Source organism: Flavihumibacter stibioxidans, assembly GCF_014332695.1.
GTDB classification, from domain to species: Bacteria; Bacteroidota; Bacteroidia; order Chitinophagales; family Chitinophagaceae; genus Flavihumibacter; species Flavihumibacter stibioxidans.
In genome coordinates, this window is record NZ_MBUA01000012.1 from 530720 (window position 1) to 550990 (window position 20271).

The following is a 20271-nucleotide window of genomic DNA, read 5'->3' on the forward strand; positions in this document are numbered from 1 at the left end:
TATGGGTGGAAACCTCTTCTGGAAAATATTCTGGACACTCAGCGGCTGGAAGGTTCAGGGACAATGGCCAAAGGAATTGAACAGGGCCATCATTATTGTTGGGCCTCATACCAGCGGATGGGATGTGGTAACGGGGATGGCTGCCCGATCTGTGGTTCCCATACCACATGCCCATTACCTGGGTAAAAAAGAATTGTTTGACGGCCCATTTGGCTGGTTTTTCAGGATGACCGGCGGTGTTCCGGTAGACAGGTTCAGCAAAAATAATATGGTTGAACAGGTGGTTGAGGAATTCAGGAAAAGGAAAGATTTTGTGCTTGCCCTGTCACCGGAAGGTACCAGGCAGCGAGTTGAAAGGCTAAGGACAGGATTCTGGCATATTGCCAAACAGGCAGGGGTGCCCATTATCATGGCAGGTATGGATTTTCAAAAAAAAGAATTGATACTATCTGAACCATTCATGCCCGGAGTATCTCCGGAAGCCGATATGCCCGCCATCATCCGTTTTTTTGCACCCATTCAAGGCAGGCACCCTGAGGCAGGAATGGGACACCTGCTGACAGATTAAAAAAATATCAAATAATTTTTTTTTGAATAAAATCAACTCTTGTTAAAACTGCTTTGAAATAAGGCATGGTAGTTGATTCTTGCTGTACATTTACACGAAATTTTAACTAAAAACTAAAAGCAAATGAAAGTTTCTTACTTAGTTATTGCTGCTGCAACAACAGTTTCAATGGTATCCTGTGTCAGTTCAAAAAAGTTCAAGGCCGAACAGTCTAAGGTAGCCGAACTTACTGCAAAAAGCGGCCAATTGCAAAATGACCTGAAAGGTTGCGAAGATGCAAAAGCTGAGGAAGCCCGTAAAAGGGCGGGACTGGAATCAGAGATCGCCGGACTCAACAAGCAATTAGAATTCCTGAAAGAAAATAACACCACTGCCCTGAAGCAATTACAGGATATGTCAGTGATTTCTTCTGCCCAGGCTGAAAGCATCAAAAAATCAATGGAAAATCTCGGGTTGAAAGATGCTTATATCCAGGACCTCCAGACCCAGATGGCCAAAAAAGATTCGCTGAACATGGCACTGGTGATGAACCTGAAAGGTGCTATCGGGAATATGGAAGACGAAGACATCAACGTTAAAGTGGATAAGGGTGTGGTGTATGTTGATATTTCTGACAAGCTTCTGTTCAAGAGTGGCAGCTTTGCCATCACTCCAAGGGCGGAAGAAGTACTCGGAAAAGTGGCAACTGTACTGAAGAACCAGCCTGATATTGAATTCATGGTGGAAGGTCATACAGACAACAATGCTATCCGCGGCAATATCGGTACCATTAAAGACAACTGGGACCTCAGCGTAATGCGTGCTACCAGTGTGGTTCGTATACTGCAGAAAAAATATGGCCTTGATCCCGCTAAAATGGCGGCTGCAGGTCGTGGAGAATACAAGCCACTGGAAGACAATGCATCTGCTGCAGGTAAAGCTGCCAACCGTCGCACCCGTATCGTAATCCTTCCCCAGCTTGACCAGTTCTACAAATTGCTGGAGAGGAAATAATGGACAGGAAGACAAAGGGAAACTAACACCCCTGGAATAATAAAACAGCCCGCCGGAATCCGGCGGGCTGTTTTATTTAATTCACCATTGCGCGGCAGGAATATTGTTCAGAATACCCGATGCGATAATATGACTGTTGATACTTTATCATTTATGTCAACATCTCCTCATTTGTCTATTATTTTAGGGAACCTGCCAGGCAGGTTGATTTTCGGTTAACCATCTATAGCTGCGCAGAATTTTCTGTGTATCCCCGTTACTATTCTGAATCCCGGTTACCTTTTTAACGCTGGTTATGTAGTCCATACAGTTGCGCCAGCATTAAAAATCTATGACCATAACATCATCAAGTGTAAATTTTTCAAATAGGTTCTCGGTATACTTTATCGTAGAAATACTTGAAATGGGGAAAATGCCCCTCCTGCCCGGGAAAAAAATCAATCATTTTTTGTCTTTATGGTCAATCTGTCTTCTGAATTTTGTTTTTTATATTGTAATTTCAGGGTAGATAAATCCTCCCCCTATTTATTCCCCCCGGTTTTAGCTCAGATGTCTTTTATTGGCAACCCCTTATCTTAATTACAATGAGCCCTATTTACGCTAAACCTGGAAAGGCATGCGGAATCTTTTTGATCCTGCCTGTTTTTATTTTTTCATTTTTGGTGGTCAATGCACAAATCACCAGGTTCCCTCTCAACGCACAGTTATATCCGAGAAATCCATCCACTAATACCGCGACGGTAACAGTAGAAGGAACGATGTCCTCCTCCACCGGGTACACCCAGGTTCGCTTAAAAAGATCCCGGAATGGCTATTACCAGAAAACCATCACAGCCAATCTGACTTATATTAATGGTGTAGCTTCCTATACCATTCTTGATGAACTACCGGCTGAGCTGGCAAACTACACCTACACCCTGTACGGTTATAAAAACTGGAGGGAAACCTGGCTTAAGGCAGCCTACAATGTTGTGGCTGGTGACGTATACCTGGTTCAGGGACAATCAAACGCCGTGGCAAATGTCAGAGGCAGTATAACAACGGAAAATGATGCCAACAACTCTTCCAATGCACCCTATCGCAATTATGTAAGGGTTTGGGGAAGCGGATCCAGCAATGCCAGTTATACCAAAGCATGGTTTGTTGCCATGGGCAATTCATACTATGATGTAAATGGTAATACCGGGCAATGGGCTTTAAGGATGGCATCAAGAATTGCAGAATCACAAAGGATTCCGATCTGTATCCTGAATGGAGGATACCCTGGTGCGGCCATTGGATATTTTCTGCGGAATGATTGGAATCCAAATGATGGTGGCACGAATTATGGCCGCTTATTAAACAGATCGGTTGAGGCAGGCGTCAGGGAAAGAGTTCGCGGTATCTTATGGTACCAGGGTGAATCGGATGCTTCAGGCTCCTTAAACCCAAACCAGCTCTCCACCAGTCAGTATAAAACTTATTTCAATTCCTTATACGCAGACTGGAAGGAAGATTACCCGGGGTTAGAGCATATTATAATTTTCCAGACAAGGTATGGCTGTGGAATGTATTCCAGAGATGGCGCATTGCAGGTGCAGGAAGCCCATCGCCAGCTCAGTAACGATCACTCTGATGTTAGCCTGATAAGTACCAGCAACACCAATAATTACAGTGATGATTGCCATTATAGTTTTGTGGAAGGCTACAAGAAAATGGGAGACTGGGCTTATGAGATAGTGCAACGGGTGATATACCATGTCAACAATGGCACAAACACTCCCCAACCCAAAAAGGCAGTTGTAACCGGCATGACATCTGAAGGAGTCGCCACCCAGATAGCGTTAGTATTAAGTGATCCGAATACAACCTACAGCTCAATGGGCAACCTGGCTTCAGACTTTCGGATGGAAGGAGGAAGCTTTTCTATATCCAGCCACTATATCAGTAACGATTCACTTTATTTTAATGTTTACAGGAACAGCGGTTCAAGTGCCCTGAAACCTTCGGGCCTTTCCTATCTTAGCCACCAGGGAACAGCCTCGCCGGTTGTTTACAACAACAAAGGATTGGGGCTTGCCTATTTTTCCAACCTCATCGTGGAAGAAGCTGATGGTTCTACCCCACCACCACCGCCACCACCTCCTCCGCCACCTCCGCCGCCACCCCCATCAGGCTGTACAGACAATTACGAACCAAATAATAATGGCGGGGCTTCTGTACAGATACAACCCAACACAACCATCAATGCATTGATTGATGTATCAACCGACGTGGATTGGTTTAATGTCAGAACCAACAGTACCGGCAACTTTATTAAGTTCAGCCTTTTTGACCTACCCGCAGATTATGAACTCTATGTATATAGAAGCAACTGGACTTTGCTGGGGTCCTCCACCAATTCGGGCACAACACCTGAACAGATCATTGATAATAGTGGCGGCACCAACGCACTCTATTATATCGGCATAACCAAGAAGGCCGGAAATTTCAATGCAGAGCTTTGTTATTCGCTGAAGACAGAGTTAAGTACTACAGAATGGACAGCAGGAACCGGAACTGGCATTAATCCGGGACTTACAGCTGCTCCAATGGAAACAACAGCCAAAACAGAATTAAATACAATTGTTTCGTCAGGCATTAGCATGTTCCCTAATCCGACGCGCGACAATATTACCCTCAAATATTCCACTGAAGTTTCGGGTGCTGTTTCGATCAGGATAGTAGATCTGTCAGGCAGGCTGGTATTGGTGGAGCAGAAAACCGCCACTAAAGGAGAAAACATCTATCAAATAAAACTTGACAAAATTATTGCCGGTCTTTACCTGATTCAGGTCATTAGTAAAAACAGCCTGCTCACTGAAAAAATCAATATTATCCGATAGCCCCAGCACGCGACTTTTAGTACTTGAAAATTATCATGCAATGGTCCATGTTCTATTGACTGGAACAATCAGGAAAGTCGTGCTATTCTGGTTAACGATTAGTATTTTCAACTATCAACAGGGCAGGCCACCAGTTACCCTGTAAACCAGCAAATATATCCCAGGGATATGCAGACCAATTCAGTCAGCTTACCAATCGTGGGCATTATTGAAGAATCCAGCGGGTATAGAGGACTCAGGGTAAAAAAGTATCGCAATGGAATATTGATCAACACCAATATTATTCCCTTAAGTTTCAACTATGGAATAACTGGATTTACAGTTCCGGAAAACCTGGCTGCAGCGCTTGTTAATTACAGATTTGACCTCATGGGCTTTAATGGCGCTACTGAAACCCTTATCAGGTCAGCAACTAATGTAGTGGCAGGTGATATTTACCTCATACAGGGACAATCAACCGCTGCAACAAACTGGAGAGTGTATGAAATTTGGAATGACGCGAACAGAAACTAAAATTCACCTCACAGGTATTTTGTCAGGCTATGGGGAAGTGGTTCTTCCAATTCAGGCTACCCAAAAGAATGATTCATTGACAATGGTAATGTATGGTTTGAAACTATTGGAAACACCGGTCAACGGGCATTAAGTATGGCTTCAAACCTGGCAGGGAATACTGACTATCCGGGACTTAACAGAATCTACCTGTTTCAGATGCGTTTCGGTTGTGGCATGATTTCGAATATTACTGACCTGCAGGTATAAGTTACCCGGGACACAGTAGCGGGGCAGCCCCTATCCTTGCAACCAGCACTGGAATTAGCTTATTGTATTTTTGGGGCTACCCGATAAATACGTCAGAACCACCGCCACCTTCCTGTACTGATCCATACGAAGCAAGTGGTAAACATGGCGCTGCCATTGGTGTGAGCAATACCATCACCGCCCGTATTTCTTCATCAGCTGATATTGATAAATTCCAGTTTAAAACGACAGCAGGTCCGGTTATATTAAAATAAACCTTTTCAGCCCGCCGGCAGACTACGATTTGAAGTTACAGGTGCAAAAGGCAAACTGATCTGGAGTTCGGCCAACATAGACACAACACCCGAGGTAATTGGGTACACCGGAGCGATAAAGACTGGTTACCGCCTTCAAATCTCCGTTAAAAATGATGCATCTAATGCCACAAAATGTTATTCCCTGAAAGTGGGGTTAAGCAATACAGCATGGCCCGGTAATTCAACCCCAGCCACCTCCACCTTAAATAATCGCTCCAGGCCGGTGGAAGAGGTTGCAATTGAAAAAGTTCAGTACCATAAGGATGAAACAATGCTCACCATTTTATTACCGGCAAACGGCAATGAAAAAACCGAACTGCGGCTGGTAGAAATTACAGGCTGGCAAAAACCTTGTCTATGTGAAAGTGAACGACCCGACGCCAGGCATCTGCCTGTTACAGGTTGTTCAGGATAGAAAATTGAAAACCAGATAACTCGTCATTAACGGACGGCAATAATTCCGGAAGCCGCATCATGACCTGTTCAGATTACCAGGTGTTTCTTAAAAAAGGAAATGGTTCTTGACCAGGCCAGTAAGGCGGCTTCCTTATTATATCTTGCGGCCGAAGTGTCATTATGGAAAGCGTGGTTTACACCTTCATAAACATACTGTTCATATTTGATCCCGGCTGCCTTCAATGATTCTTCATATGCAGCCATCCCCGCATTAACACGCTCATCCAGTGCAGCATAATGCAATTGAACGGCGGCCCTGATATTTGCAACCTTTGCAGCATCAGGCTGCCGGCCATAAAAAGAAACAGCAGCTTTTAATTCCGGCACTGCAACAGCAAGGTTGTTCGACATGGCACCGCCCCAACAGAATCCCACACAACCAACAGCGCCATTGCAATCCTTCCTTGTTCTCAGGTAGGGCAATGCTGCCCCAAACCTTGTGATGTTTTCTACACCATCCAGTTTGCTGAACAACTGGCGGGCATCATCTTCATTGGCAGGGGTACCTCCAAGGGTGGATAATCCATCAGGGGCAATAGCAAGGAAACCTTCAGCTGCAGCCCTTCGTGCTACGTCTTCAATATGGGCATTCAATCCCCTGTTCTCATGTATAACAATGATGGCGGCATAGGGTTTGAGCGCCACAGGTCTTGCCACATAAGCTTTCATCTCCCCCGCAGAACTGGGATAACTGACTCTTTCGGTAAAAAGTCCGGCAGCAGGCTGGGTTTGTGCGGAGGCATAATTACCCTCCAGCATGGGCAGTACAGCCATGGCAGCGGTCAGGCTGCCGGTAATTTTAACGAGCTGCTTTAAAAATTGATCACGACCAAGGGGTCGATGTGTGTATTCATCATACAGGCTGATAATGCGTTGGTCCATAAAATTGGTTGTTACACAATTTAATCAATCCGCATCAAACCCAATAGACGCCATCTACAAATGCTCAGTAACCCGACTGGATAGATTCAATGGTTTGCTTCAACGCATCCAGGTGGCGGCCAAAACTCCTTTTAAACATCCATTTCGCCAGGAAATAACTGGCTGGTACCAAAACCACAATAGCCACCAACAATACCCAGATGAAAATTGGTTTCTGCAGCAATTCTTCCAGGGATCTTCCCGAACGGATGGTCGCACCAAGGATATAACCGCCGGCCACAGCGAAAGGATAAACCCATAATGCCAGTTTCAATTGCAACTGCCCCCAGGCCCTGATATCGTGGTAATGCTGTTGTAATTCCTGAAGGAGACTACCGCTTCCTGAAATGGTAGTATTGATGGACCTGAACAACCTGATTGCTCCCAGCATTGCCACGGCATTAAATGAAATATTAACCAGCAATGCTATTACCACCGGCCAGACAGGATAAGAAACCATCACCAGCAAATAAGAAATAGTAATCAATACCCCCCAAACCAAATTAATAAGGAGGTTCCTTTTCAGTTTAACAAGGGGATGATGTGGCTGAAACCTGCTGGAAAAGCCGGGCTTCAACATGTCGTCAAGTTCTTCATCCACGGGCTCCCAGTCCCGCCACTTATTCTGGTCAGTCATTTCCCTGTTCATTTAAAAGTTTTGACAATCGCTGCCGGATCCGGTAAAGCTTTACGGAAAGAGTATTGGCAGACATGCCCAGCATCCCGGCGATCTCTGTATTACCATATCCATCCAGGTGTAGTAAAATGATCGCCCTGTCAAGATCCGTCAACTGTCTGATGGCTTTTTGTAAAGCAACGGAATCTTCTTTGTCCAGCTGGCTGGGAGCCAATTCCCCGTCTTCCGGCAATTCATCTGTATAAACGACCAGTCTTTTCTTGCGCATGCTGGTAAAAATTGTATTCAGGCAAATCCGGTACAACCAGGTACTGAACTTTGCTTCTCCCCGAAAATTACCCCAGCCTTTCCAGCACTGCAACAGGATTTCCTGGTAGAGATCCTTTTTCTCCTCCGGGTCTGCAGCATACAACGATACCACTTTGTAGATTATACCCTGGTTCGCCCTGATCTGTTCCAAAAATTCCTTTTCGCTCAACCAGTATCATTTAATTGTTCATAAAATTCATTCTCACACAAACAGCATCGCAAATAAAATCAAAACCTGGCAGAACCATCCATCAGAATCCATGCGATCAATTGCCAGATCAACAGTTTAATAATATGTAGCCGCCCCGCAATAGTTATTACAGGTTACCCGAAAAATAATCTGTCACATGTAAAACTCACATATTTCAGCGCATAACCACATAAATATGCGACATCTACGAAACCTTTCATACTTGAAATTCACCGCTGGTGCATCGGCATGATTATTTAACCCATCATCCCAATTCAATTCCGGCTGCAGCTGCTTATTCCAAACTTTACGCCACATTTCAAAACAATCATCATGAAAAGGCTTCAACTGGGAATATTGATCAGTACAATGTTATTCTGCGCAGAATCAATTGCACAACAGCAAGGCAGGGTAAACGGCGTAGCATCGGAAGGCGCCACTATCTCATTGCTGAAGGCCATAGATTCATCTGTCATAAAATTTGCAGTTGCAGGAAGCCAGGGTAGTTTTGAAATTGACCAGCTGGCCTTTGGCAACTACCTGATATCAGTAAGCGCGGCAGGGTTTAATACATTTTTCAGCGATGCCTTCCTGCTCAGCGAAACAAACCCGCATAAAGAATTTGCCACCATCAGGTTGTCGCCTGCGGAAAAGCAACTAAGTGGTGTTACGGTAATTGCCAAAAAAAGGATGATAGAAGTAAAAGCCGACCGGACTATTGTAAATGTTGAGGCCAGTATTTCAAATGCAGGGGCAACTGCCATGGAAGTGCTTGAAAAATCACCTGGAATTACGGTGGATAGGGATGGGAATATCAGTATGAAAGGCCGGTCAGGCGTAATGGTGATGATTGATGGAAAACCCAGCTATCTCTCCGGAACAGAACTGGCCAACCTACTTAACAACATGAGTGCCAACCAGCTGGATCAGATTGAACTGATGTCAAACCCGCCGGCCAAATATGATGCTGCCGGTAACTCAGGGATTATCAATATCATCACCAAAAAGAATAAACAACGCGGTTGGAATGGCAGCCTGAACATCAGCTATGGACAGGGCAGGTATTACAAGACAAATAACAGCCTCAACCTGAATTACCGAAATGAAAAATTCAATGCTTTTGCCAATTACAGCATGAATTCAAACAAGGGATTCAATGAACTGCTTATCAACCGCACCTACTTAGATGATGATGGTAAAACCCCGGTTGCTTTTTACAGGCAACCAACCTACCTGACAATAGCCGGAAATAACAATACATTGAAATTGGGTCTGGACTATTACCTGAATAAAAAAACCACCCTCGGAATAGTGGGAACCGGATTCATTTCGCCCCGCAAATTTGACGGAAGCAGTACCGGGTACCTGCAAGATGGTAATCATATTACAGACACCATTATAAATACCATCAGCGACAATAAAAACAGGTGGGTCAATGGTACCCTGAACCTGAACCTGCGCCACCAGTTTAATAAAAACAGCGAGCTGGGTGCAGACATTGATTATGTGCGCTATGACATGGAAAACAACCAGCTGTTCACCAATAAAACGAGCCTGCCGGACAACACCATACATTCACAAGGAAAATTAAAGGGTGAACTTCCGGCAACCATTTCCATACTCTCTGCCAAAACAGACTATTCCCAAAACATCGGAAAGGATTTGAAACTGGAAGCCGGTATTAAATCGAGCCTTGTCAAAACCGATAACCTGGCGAATTATTCCAACCTGGAGGACAATCAATGGAAACCGGATTACCTGAAGTCCAACCATTTCCTCTATGAAGAAAACATCAACGCCGCTTATATAAGCGCCAATAAAAGCATGGGGAAATTCTCATTCAAGGGTGGTTTACGTTTTGAAAACACCAGTTATAAGGGAAACCAGTCAGGCAATCCAATGAAGGAAGACTCTTCCTTTAAAAGGAATTACAATTCATTGTTCCCAACCTTGTATATCACTTACAATGCAGATTCCAACAATGTGTTTACACTAAGTACCGGAAAAAGGATTGACAGGCCGGCCTACCAGCAACTGAACCCGTTCCTGTTCTTCATCAATGAATATACCTACCAGGTTGGTAACCCTTATATACAACCGCAGTTTACCTGGACCTACAGTATTTCACATACATATAAGGAATGGCTTACAACTACACTTGAACATGCCGAAACAAAACAATATTTCAACCAGATATTCCGGACAGAAGGGAAGGTAACAATCCTGACAGAAGGTAACCTGGCACGGATGCAGAATACAAATCTCACCATCTCCGTTCAACTCAATCCGGCCAAATGGTGGTCTGCCAGTATCAATGCCACCGGAAGCCATCGAAAAGTGAATGGCACTGGAACCAACAGCGATTTCAACAGTGAAAACATCAATGCAAATGCAGGCATTAATAACCAGTTCAAATTCAAAAAGGGTTGGTCTGCTGAGTTATCCGGAAATTATAACACCCCGTTTGAAGATGCACAATTCCGGATCAGCGCTTTCGGGCAGGTTTCGGCCGGGATCGGCAAACAGGTTTTAAAGGGGAAAGGTACCCTGAGACTGAATATACGCGACATTTTCTTTACCCAGCGCATCAACGGAAACATCAGGTACCAGTATGTTAGAGAACACTTTAACCAGAGCCGTGAAACGAGGGTGGCGAATATCAGCTTTACCTGGCGCTTCGGGAAGCAATTCTCTGAAAACCGTCGCCGCAACAATGGCGGAAGCAGTGAGGAGCAGCAGCGGGTGCGGCAATAGACCAACTTCTTCACACAGTAAGGGATCTTTTGGTTCAATTAACTCGTATGATCTGATACGATCACCCATTGGCCATTGATTTTTCGCAGTATCAACGTATAATGACCACCGATGTCGCCGACTGTCCTGGTGAGGTGCCACTTTCCCACCACCATAAACACCAGGTCTGACAATCGATTTACGTGAAGAAGGTCGAATTTAAGGGTACCCATTTTATCGCGGCTGTCGTAATTTTTCTTATACCGTTCCCAGGTATTGTTGTAACCATATGTTACTCCCTTGCTGCCGATAAACATCAAGGAATCGGATTTCCAATACCCTTGCATAAAGGCTTCAATATCACCCCTGTTCCAGTCATCCTGCTGCCTGCTCAATAACTGGCGGATGGCAAGTTCATCGGGAACCTGGGCAGAAACCGGGCCGGCAAGAACAAAGCAAAGCAGTATCAGGAGAAGTCTCATACAGAAAAATATTTCCGGTAAGGTACATTTGCAGACTTATTCAACCAAATTGCGCCGGCATTTGTCATTGCCTGTCAGACTAAGATTATGAAGAAAATATATCATCTTTCCACCTGCAGCACCAACCAGAAAATCCTGAAAGAAGTGAATGCTGTTAAAAAGAAAGCCAAACTCCAGGACATTAAGGCAGAACCCATCAGCCCGGAACAGCTCGATGAAATGAAAAAACTTGCCGGCAGTTATGAGGCCCTTTTCAGCCGCAAGGCTATGAAATACCGCAGCATGGGCCTTCATGAAAAACAGCTGACCGAAAAAGATTACCGCAAGCTGATACTGGAGGAATATACCTTCCTCAAACGCCCGGTAGCCATTGTGGGGGACCAGATATTTATCGGCAATACAAAAGCCGTTGTGGAAGCGTTGAAAAAGGCCCTTGACGCAGGGATTGGCGTCTGACGTTTAGGGATTGGCGTCTGACGTTTAGAATGGATGAATACCGTGGACGCAAACGTCAGACGCCTACCCCTTTCACAGGGATCCCGCATCACTGTTGTACAGGCGGATCACAAACAGACTTAGGTTCCGGTAGGGCGGTACGTATTCAGAAAACAGGTTCCGTGTGGAATCGGATTTTCCAAATTGCTCTCCCAGCCTGTTCCAGAGTTCCGGCCAGTATATATCCTGTTGCTGTGAGAGCTGGACGTTCAATTCCTGTATCATCGGATCATTGATCAGTTTGGACCCGATCTGTTTGGTAGCTACAATCTGGGCGCCGGGACTCTTCCCTACTACTGTGAGCAGGTTTTTATATCCCCCGCAGGAGCCAAGGATCGCCAGCCTGGTGTAAGGCTGCAGATAATTCAGTGTGGTAGGCAAATGATAACTATGGCCCCGGTGAATAATGATTCCCGGTTTTATCCCGGATCCCGACAGGTATTGCAGCAAAGCCTGTTGCGCCAGCTCATCAAGCCTGAACTCGTGATCCAGTGGAAGGTTGGCAAATATCCGGATGGGCTGAATCGTATTCCTGGAACAGATTTCCATCCATTGGGAATGCTTCACGACCTCCCAACGCCCTGTATCACGAAACAGGGACATGAAACTCGCGAAGGAAGCTTTCCCGTCGGCATCACCATAAAAGACAACGAGTTGGTGGATGACTTCATCCTGGTCGCGGATTGATTCCACCGGTAGCAGTTCATAATTGCCCAGTTTCCCAAACAACTTCTTCCTGGCAGAGGTATCGTTTGCCACATCATACACCTGGTGAAGGATATTGTACATCCTGATGCCGAAAAAATTCTCGGTATTCCTGCACCGCTGCAGGTTTTCATCCAGCAGCTGCCCAACCATTGTATTGGTTACGGTATCGTCTGTAAGACTGATAAATGCATCCGCCACATCCATTGCTTCCTCCATTCCGCTACTGATATCCGTCTCGATTCCTGCGATGAATTTTGACAAAAGTGATTGCCGCTCCGATTCAGGCATATTGTTCAGGAAATCGGATAACACGTTATAGTGCGAACAGGTGCGTATAAACTTCCTGAACTGGTCGTACTGAACCCACTCCATCAGGCTGTCGGATCGGCCGGCAGGAACCTGCTCCATCATTCTTTTGTATATCCCGAGAAAGCTGGATGTGTAGAGTTCATCTTCGCCTGTGGTGAGCAGGTAATAAAGATCAATTGCCCTAAGGGGCTGGATACTGGCAAATCTTGTCGGGCCGGATGATTCATGCAGGTCATTGATCTGCCTGATGTAAAATGCCATCGCTTTCTCATGTAATGCATTCCGGAGGGCAGCCTGCATACCCGGCGGGCCACCAGCCAGTCTAATCCGCCGGTTCTCCTGAATGGAATTCACCAGTAACTGGTAATAGCCGTTCACATCTGAGCTTCTCAGATAAAGCAGCTCTTCCTTTGTATATCTGCCGTCTGAGATTTCTTTCGCAAAATGCGCGAGTTCTCCGGCATTTCGGTTGCCCGACAGGGTTACCAACTGGCTGATAACCGGGTTCCTGTGCTGCCGGATAATATCCGTTATGCGGGTATTGTTATACGTTATATAGTTCACAATATTCATAGGGGCCAGTTCTCCAACATATACCAGGGCTGTATCAGTATACGGAAAATCGGCCCTCCTTTCGAGGAATGGGATGATATTATCTACACCCACGGCCACCCTGCGGATATCAGCAAGCTGCTGCAATCGTTTACCTTCATTGAATTGCCGGAAGGCATCTGCCAGCAGCTGGGTTCGCCGGGCACCAAACCCACCCATAATATCCCTCAATGGTTTATGTTGAATGACGGCATCAGCTATTGCTGGAAATTTCTCCAGGATCTCCGGCACATCATAAATATCGTATTGGTTTTGTTTCAGGCTGCTGCGAAGCGTCTGCAAAAAATACCGCAGGCTGTTGATGGCAAGGACCTGCTCAGCCGGGCTATCTTTTTTCATTTCATGGAAGGCGGCCTGCAGACTGTCTGTAGTATGATAGGCAAATTCCCTGATCCGTATCCTTATCCCTTCCTCACTATTGAATCCCTGGAGGTAAACCCGGTATTGTATCTGTTCAGCATCCAGCAGGGCGTTGGCTTCGGCAGGGGTCGTTTGTGCCACCACGGTCAAGGGCAGAATGTACAGAAAAATGGCAGTCAGTAAACACAGACAACGGCTCATGGGCTGATTTCAACCGGTAAGTTAAGCGGAAAAGCCCATTTAGGGTCCATCAATTGGCAAACTGCTGTAAAATGGCAGCAACGGCGGATGATTGCCCGAACCGGCGAAGAAAAGGCTCATAATGACCGGCTCCGATTGTTTGAAAATGAGTGGCTTTTCGGGCTTCTGTCCAGCCATCCCTCAAGCCCTGCATGGCGGCTGGTGCATTGGAATGCAGGTTCAGCAGGATGTTTTCTATTAATTGCCTGGTCTCAAGTGACAGGTTTACATTAACCAATGCCGGTCCCAGCGGGATTTCAGGGGACAGGTATATCTGGCGCAACATTAGATTTGCTGCAGGTTTCACAGCAACCATCTTCTGGTAGGCATCATGTCCCATGGCGGCAATATCAGCCCTTCCATCGAGCAAATATTCAACAGCAGCCTGGTGGTTCCCTGCATAGAGCACAGTGTCGAAAGAATGCTCTGCCTCCCGGATGCCCAACTGGGTAAGCGCCAGCCTCGGTACGAGATTTCCTGATGTGGAGCCTTTCGCCACAAGGGCCAGCCGAAGTTTCCCGCTTTTAGAACCAAGGGACCGCCAATTCAAAACGGGGCCCTTATCCTTTACCAGGAAAGCAGTCTTGTAAATATCAGCCGCACCTTCCGGAACCACCCATGCGGCAACCGCCTTCATGGGAAAAGGTTTGCCGGATGTTTCCAGCAACAGGTATCCGAAAGTATTGATCAAAGCAATATCCACTTCATTGTTTCGAATGCCTTCCATAAACGTCTGCACCGTCGGATAGGAGAGTACAATCACTTCCCTCTTCAGCTCAGATTGAATATAGCGACCCAATTCAGACAGGTTACCCTTTCTGTCATTGTTCGCATACTGGTAGGTAGCGAGCCGGATCGGTTGGGCCAGCATGTTCAAAGAAATAAGTATTGCAGCAATGCAGGAGACTACATTTTTCATATTCGCAAGTTGAGTCTTTAATTCAATCATTCCATTCACATATTGATGTGAAAATCATGCGTAAGACCACTCAGAGGGGAATATCCAGTTGTTTGGAAAACTGCCCGGCGGGAAATGATTCAGTAAAATCTTTGATGACGGTTAGCTGATTGATCCTGTAAATCTTGTGATACATCAAATGCAGAAACTCGCCCGAACGATCCAGTTCAAATGATTTCCTGATCAGCATCGGCTCCTTACTGCCCGGATACCGGGCCAAAGATTTCACTTGTATCATCGTATCCCAGACCAACATGGGAACTGCATCACGTAAATTGGTTTTCATCACAACCAGTTTCAGACCCGCCTCTGTAAAAACAGGTTCTCCCTCTCGTCGGACATTTTCTGCAAACACGTGAATCCGCAGTGATTTGGTTATCACTTCGGGAGATGATGGACCAACAGGTCGGTCTTTACTGCATCCGGCAAGGATTAACCCACCGGCTGCGGCAATGACCAGGATCTTTTTCATACAGGAAAGGTTATAATGGTTGAATGATACCTGATATACCAACTGACAACAGGTTTGGTTCAAATCGTTGCCTGCTCGTAAAAAAAATATCGAACTATCCAGCCGCCACCGGTCATGAAAGATTACTGCCGTTTGTCCCAATCACATGAGTATGCGATTGGGAATGTTGTCAGGCTTATTGAATTTTACATCCTTTACAATTAACCTTATATAATGAAAAGAAGATCATTTTTTATTGCTGCAACAACCCTGTTTGCCGTTTCGCTGGTTTCCTGTGACCGCGATGATTATATGCAACTGCCGCCCACTCCACCCGAAAGACAGGTAAAAAAACTGAGGGCGTCTGAAAATGATTTCCAGGCATTCAGTTATAATACCGGAAAGAACCTGACCGGTTATACCTCGCAATGGCAGACATCACCACAAGGGGGTATTACACGTGTTGATTTTCAGTACGAATATGAGGGTACCAAACTTAAGAAGATGACCAGCCAGGCAGGCAGGGTGGAATATTCCTATACCGGCAATCGCCTGACAAAATCAGAGAATTTCCTGAACAACGGAAGGAAAATCTCCTCCCATCATTTTACCTATGACAACAATGGCCGGGTAACCGACCTGATCGAAACCATAGATCAGCCAGAGGATATTCTGGAAGTCAAAATTCACATCAGCTACAGGGGCGACGGGAATGTAGCGCGTATAGACTACTTCCACAAAAGAGTGGGCGAAACTGTATTTGAAAACAGCTTTTCAAAGGTCTTTGAAGATTATGACGGACAACCTAACCCGGTACCTTCCGCTCTGCTGGAACACTTTATACCCGGACAAGTCCTCTTTAAAAACAACCCGAAAGTGATCAGGAACCTCGATGGGAATTCTACTACAAGTGACATTCTCCGGATAACATACCAGTACGACGATTATGGCTATCCGACCCTCCGCGATCAGCAGATTGAAATAGGCGGAGTACTGAAGCCGGTGATCCGTTACAACTACGAATACTAGAAATATTACCGTTCATACGGCAATTTTAACAGGTCATTGATGTTTGCATTGCGAACAATACAGTATCGAAGTAGCTTTGCAACCACAACTTTATAACATGAAAAGTTTTTTAATCATCGCTGTTCCCCTGGTGTTGCTTTCGGCAGCAGCCGCCGCAGCCATCCTGCAGCCCCTGAGGCCGGAAGCATCCCCCCCGGTGACAATGATCAATGGAAAGAAGTCCGGTCAGGAATTATCTTCAATCGTTTTCCAGGCCGCTTTAAAATCAAGCCGGAAGACAGTTAAAAAATCAGGCGGTTGCTGCCTGCGTTGTATCTGATTCATGATACAGACCCAGCCCCCCACTAGTCAATTATGCGAAGTTTTGCATAATTGAGCATGATCTTCTTTTCACCATTCAATTCAAACTGAACAGTGGCAACAGGGTTATGAGCACTTCCTTCCATTTTAAGAACCGTTCCGAAGCCGAATTTCTGGTGCTCCACTTTTTGTCCGGCCTGCAGGTTGGACGTATCGCTCGGTACGAAATCCGCAGCCGGCTTGTGTTCCACCACCTTCGGTGCTGTTTTGGGCGGCACATAGGATGGAACAGTATCCTTTCTTTTAGCAGGTGGTGGACCGTAGATTTTTTCCGCCTGTTCAGACGCCCCGAAACCACGCATACGGTCGAACGCGCTGCCTTGTGAATATCCGGCTCCCTGGTTGCGGATGCCTCCGCCGGCAAAACTGCGGTCTAAATATTGCTGTGGGATTTCTTCAATAAAACGACTTGGCTCATTCTGCTGCAACTGTCCGAATTTGTAACGGGTATTGGCATAAGTGATCCAGAGTTTCTGTTTGGCGCGGGTGATCACCACATAAAAAAGTCTTCTCTCTTCCTCCAGTTCTTCGCGGGTGTTGATGCTCATCGCATTTGGAAAGAGCATCTCTTCAAGTCCGGCTGCAAAAACCACCGGAAATTCCAATCCCTTCGCCGCATGGATGGTCATCAGCTTTACAGTATCCGCATTAGGATCCTTTTCATCAGCATCTGTCAGCAGGGTGATTTGTTGCAGGTAGCTTCCCAGGCTTTTATCGCCCACTTCACCGTCGTCGTTACTCGGCGTTTCAGTAAATTCCTTGATGGAGTTCAGTAATTCCTGGACGTTTTCATACCGCTGCAGTCCTTCTACCGTTTTATCATTAAAAAGTTCCTTGACAATATTGGCTTGTTTGCCCACATGGAAGGCCACTTCGTATGCATTCTTCGTTTGCAGCATACTCTGGCAGCTTTTGATCATGGTCACAAAGTTCTCGATCGCCTCCAACGTGCCTGCCTTGAAACCCGCCTGCCTTGCGTTTTCCAGCACTTCCCACATGGTGATATTGTTCTCATTGGCAAGTAACAGCAGTTTATCAATGGTTGTCTTGCCGATGCCCCGAACAGGGTAATTGATGATTCGCTTTAAGGCTTCCTCATCACGTGTATTGACGATCACACGGAGATAGGCCACCATGTCCTTGATCTCCTTGCGTGCATAGAAACTGACCCCGCCATACATGGTATAAGCGATGCCCATCCGTCGCAGACTTTCTTCAAATGCCCGGCTCTGGGCATTGGTACGGTAGAGGATGGCGAAATCCCGGTTGCTGTAATGGTTGCGCAATTTCTGCTCCTGGATGGTATCGGCCACAAACTTGCCTTCTTCATTATCGCTCATGGTGCGCACGAGGCGGATCTTTTCCCCTTCTGTATTATCAGTCCAGAGTTGCTTGGGTATTTGCCCCTTGTTATTATTAATCACCTCATTGGCTACATGGATGATATTCTTGGTACTGCGGTAATTCTGTTCCAGCTTAATCACTTTTACATCGTCGTAATCTTTCTGGAATTGCAGGATGTTCTGGATGGTTGCGCCCCGGAAAGAGTAGATAGACTGGGCATCATCTCCCACCACGCATACATTCTCGTAAGCTGCGCCGAGCAGTTTTATAATCTCGTACTGCGCGGGGTTGGTATCCTGGTACTCATCAATAAGGATATACTTGAATTTATGCTGGTATTTATGAAGTGATTCTGGGAAGTGTTTGAGCAATTCATACATTTTGATCAGGAGGTCATCGAAATCCATTGCACCGTTCTTAAAGCAGCGTTTGGCGTAGGCTGCGTATATCTGGGCGATGGCCGGACGGTTACTCCGGTTGTCTTCCTGCTGGATATAATAATCCTGGGCATATTCCGCTGGTCCCACCAACGCGTTTTTAGCGCTGGATATCCGGTTGTAAACGATATTGGGCTTGTACAGTTTATCGTCGAGATTCATTTCATTGATCACCGTTTTCACCACCGATTTGGCGTCATCAGTATCATAAATGGTGAAGGAGTTGGGATAACCCAGGTGATGCGCTTCGCTGCGCAGGATCCGGGCAAAGACGCTGTGGAAGGTACCCACGTAGAGGTTCCGGGCATCGGAGTTGCCCAGTATCTTTTCGATCCTTTCCTTCATTTCTTTGGCTGCCTTGTTGGTGAAGGTCAGGGCCAGGATATTGAAGGCATCCACGCGGTGGTGGGACATGAGGTGGGCAATACGGGTGGTAAGCACTTTGGTCTTGCCACTACCGGCACCAGCCACGATCATGATGGGTCCGTCTTTATGGAGTACAGCTTCGCGCTGCTGTTCGTTCAGTCCTTTCAGGTAATCTTGCGTCATCAGGTTCATTTGGCCCCGGGAATTGGGTCCGGCTGGAGGCCCCGGGTCAAGGGGTGCAATTTACATATAAGGGAGCTAAGGGAGAAAGGTGTTTTCCTAATGTTCATTTGGCATTGATAATCAACGAATGGAATTGAAAACTACCAGTTGCTGTGAAAAGTTGCCAGTCAGGGTAATATGCTGATTCGGCTGGAAACTCTCCTCAGCAATTCATTCCGGCCTTGGTACCTTTGAAAAAACAATTACCATGATTGCATATTTAGGAACCGGTCTTCTGGGCGCCAATTTTACCAAAGCCTTACTGGCAAAAGGAGAAACTGTTCATGTATGGAACCGTACAGTCGCAAAAGCAAAGGCTCTGGAAGCCGATGGCGCAAAATCTTTTGAGAGTGCCGCTGAAGCAGTAAAAGGCGCCACCAGGATTCATATCACTTTATCTGATGATAGCGTAGTTGACAGTGTGCTGGACCAGGCATCAGCGGGATTTGAACCAGGTGCTATCATCCTGGACCACACCACTACTTCTGTGGAAGGGGCTATACGGCGAACGAAGGCCTGGGCTGACAGGGGGATCACGTATGTTCACGCCCCGGTTTTTATGGGACCGTCCAACGCACTGGACAGCAGCGGCTTTATGCTGATCTCGGATAAGCAGGAGATTGTCGATAAAGTCAGTCCCTGGCTTTCACCGATGACAGGCAAGTTGCTGAATTTTGGGGAACAGACAGGTAAGGCAGCAGGCATCAAGTTAATTGGCAATTTATTCCTGCTCACGCTGACAGCCGGGTTTTCTGATATGCTTGCACTGGCAAAGGCAATGGGTCTTGCCGGCCAGGATATTGCCACATTGTTCGAATCATTCAACCCGGGCGCCGCAGCCCCCGGCAGGCTGAAACGGGTCATGAGTGCAGATTACGACAACCCATCATGGGAACTGCAGATGGCACGCAAGGATGCCAGGCTGATGATGGAAGAAGCGGAGAAAGGGAATAAATCCCTGATACTGGTCCCTTCCATCGCAAAGGAAATGGACAGGTTCCTGGAAAAGGGCTTTGCCCATAAGGACTGGTCGGTCATTGCAGCAGACAACTTATAGATCAGCGTTAATGAACAGCTATAAAAAAACACCCACAAATGATGGGTGTTTTTTATTTTATATCCTCCATACCATTTGCATAGCGGGCAAACAGCACAATGATAACCAGCCA

Annotated in this window: 17 protein-coding genes; 9 read left to right on the forward strand and 8 right to left on the reverse strand. The window is 46.2% G+C overall.

The window, feature by feature from the left end:
* Position 1 precedes the first annotated feature (1 nt).
* From BC349_RS09490 to BC349_RS09505, 4 genes are all read left to right on the forward strand, one after another.
* Entirely contained in the window at positions 2-568 is a 567-nt protein-coding gene (locus BC349_RS09490; protein ID WP_187256496.1) for a 1-acyl-sn-glycerol-3-phosphate acyltransferase, read from the forward strand.
* 123 nt (positions 569-691) lie between these two features.
* Entirely contained in the window at positions 692-1561 is an 870-nt protein-coding gene (locus BC349_RS09495) for an OmpA/MotB family protein (protein ID WP_187256497.1), read from the forward strand.
* A gap of 584 nt (positions 1562-2145) precedes the next feature.
* Entirely contained in the window at positions 2146-4425 is a 2280-nt protein-coding gene (locus BC349_RS09500) for a T9SS type A sorting domain-containing protein (RefSeq protein ID WP_187256498.1), read from the forward strand.
* A gap of 168 nt (positions 4426-4593) precedes the next feature.
* Positions 4594-4938, forward strand: a complete 345-nt coding sequence (locus tag BC349_RS09505) for a hypothetical protein (RefSeq protein ID WP_187256499.1) — start codon at positions 4594-4596, stop codon at positions 4936-4938.
* A gap of 1028 nt (positions 4939-5966) precedes the next feature.
* Here the strand turns inward: BC349_RS09505 and BC349_RS09510 are convergent.
* The 3 genes from BC349_RS09510 to BC349_RS09520 form a co-directional block, all read right to left on the reverse strand.
* Positions 5967-6821 (reverse strand): dienelactone hydrolase family protein, encoded by an 855-nt coding sequence (locus tag BC349_RS09510; protein WP_187256500.1) that lies wholly within the window; start codon positions 6819-6821, stop codon positions 5967-5969.
* 64 nt (positions 6822-6885) lie between these two features.
* The gene (locus BC349_RS09515; protein WP_187256501.1) at positions 6886-7509 is read right to left on the reverse strand and encodes a hypothetical protein; all 624 of its coding nucleotides are present in this window, start codon (positions 7507-7509) and stop codon (positions 6886-6888) included.
* Positions 7490-7957, reverse strand: coding sequence for an RNA polymerase sigma factor (locus BC349_RS09520; protein WP_187256502.1), 468 nt, complete (start codon positions 7955-7957; stop codon positions 7490-7492). The genes BC349_RS09515 and BC349_RS09520 overlap by 20 nt, the downstream gene beginning before the upstream one ends.
* A 372-nt stretch (positions 7958-8329) precedes the next feature.
* On the opposite strand from BC349_RS09520, the gene BC349_RS09525 reads away from it, so the two are divergent.
* Entirely contained in the window at positions 8330-10750 is a 2421-nt protein-coding gene (locus BC349_RS09525; RefSeq protein ID WP_187256503.1) for an outer membrane beta-barrel protein, read from the forward strand.
* 38 nt (positions 10751-10788) lie between these two features.
* Here the strand turns inward: BC349_RS09525 and BC349_RS09530 are convergent, their stop codons facing one another.
* The gene (locus BC349_RS09530) at positions 10789-11211 is read right to left on the reverse strand and encodes a YybH family protein (RefSeq protein WP_187256504.1); all 423 of its coding nucleotides are present in this window, start codon (positions 11209-11211) and stop codon (positions 10789-10791) included.
* An 87-nt stretch (positions 11212-11298) separates the two neighbouring features.
* Here BC349_RS09530 and BC349_RS09535 point away from each other — a divergent pair, with 87 nt between their 5' ends.
* Positions 11299-11667, forward strand: a complete 369-nt coding sequence (locus BC349_RS09535) for an arsenate reductase family protein (protein WP_187256505.1) — start codon at positions 11299-11301, stop codon at positions 11665-11667.
* A 72-nt stretch (positions 11668-11739) separates the two neighbouring features.
* Here the strand turns inward: BC349_RS09535 and BC349_RS09540 are convergent, their stop codons facing one another.
* The 3 genes from BC349_RS09540 to BC349_RS09550 all read right to left on the reverse strand — a co-directional run bounded on the left by BC349_RS09540 (position 11740) and on the right by BC349_RS09550 (position 15365).
* Positions 11740-13896, reverse strand: coding sequence for a hypothetical protein (locus BC349_RS09540; RefSeq protein ID WP_187256506.1), 2157 nt, complete (start codon positions 13894-13896; stop codon positions 11740-11742).
* Positions 13897-13945: 49 nt separating this feature from the next.
* On the reverse strand, positions 13946-14854 hold the full coding sequence (locus BC349_RS09545; protein WP_187256507.1) for a phosphate/phosphite/phosphonate ABC transporter substrate-binding protein: 909 nt from the start codon (positions 14852-14854) through the stop codon (positions 13946-13948).
* Positions 14855-14924: 70 nt separating this feature from the next.
* Positions 14925-15365 carry a hypothetical protein gene (locus tag BC349_RS09550; RefSeq protein WP_187256508.1) on the reverse strand — a complete coding sequence of 147 codons (441 nt, stop codon included), beginning with the start codon at positions 15363-15365 and terminating at the stop codon, positions 14925-14927.
* 213 nt (positions 15366-15578) lie between these two features.
* Here BC349_RS09550 and BC349_RS09555 point away from each other — a divergent pair, with 213 nt between their 5' ends.
* Together BC349_RS09555 and BC349_RS09560 are read left to right on the forward strand one after the other, a co-directional pair.
* Positions 15579-16373: a hypothetical protein gene (locus tag BC349_RS09555; protein WP_187256509.1), complete on the forward strand. Its 795-nt coding sequence runs from the start codon at positions 15579-15581 to the stop codon at positions 16371-16373.
* A 97-nt stretch (positions 16374-16470) separates the two neighbouring features.
* The gene (locus BC349_RS09560; protein WP_187256510.1) at positions 16471-16692 is read left to right on the forward strand and encodes a hypothetical protein; all 222 of its coding nucleotides are present in this window, start codon (positions 16471-16473) and stop codon (positions 16690-16692) included.
* 25 nt (positions 16693-16717) lie between these two features.
* On the opposite strand, the gene BC349_RS09565 is transcribed toward BC349_RS09560, so the two are convergent.
* Entirely contained in the window at positions 16718-19063 is a 2346-nt protein-coding gene (locus BC349_RS09565; protein WP_187256511.1) for an ATP-dependent helicase, read from the reverse strand.
* 247 nt (positions 19064-19310) lie between these two features.
* Between BC349_RS09565 and BC349_RS09570 the strand changes: the two genes are divergently transcribed.
* Positions 19311-20159, forward strand: a complete 849-nt coding sequence (locus BC349_RS09570) for an NAD(P)-dependent oxidoreductase (protein WP_187256512.1) — start codon at positions 19311-19313, stop codon at positions 20157-20159.
* The last annotated feature ends 112 nt before the right edge of the window (positions 20160-20271 follow it).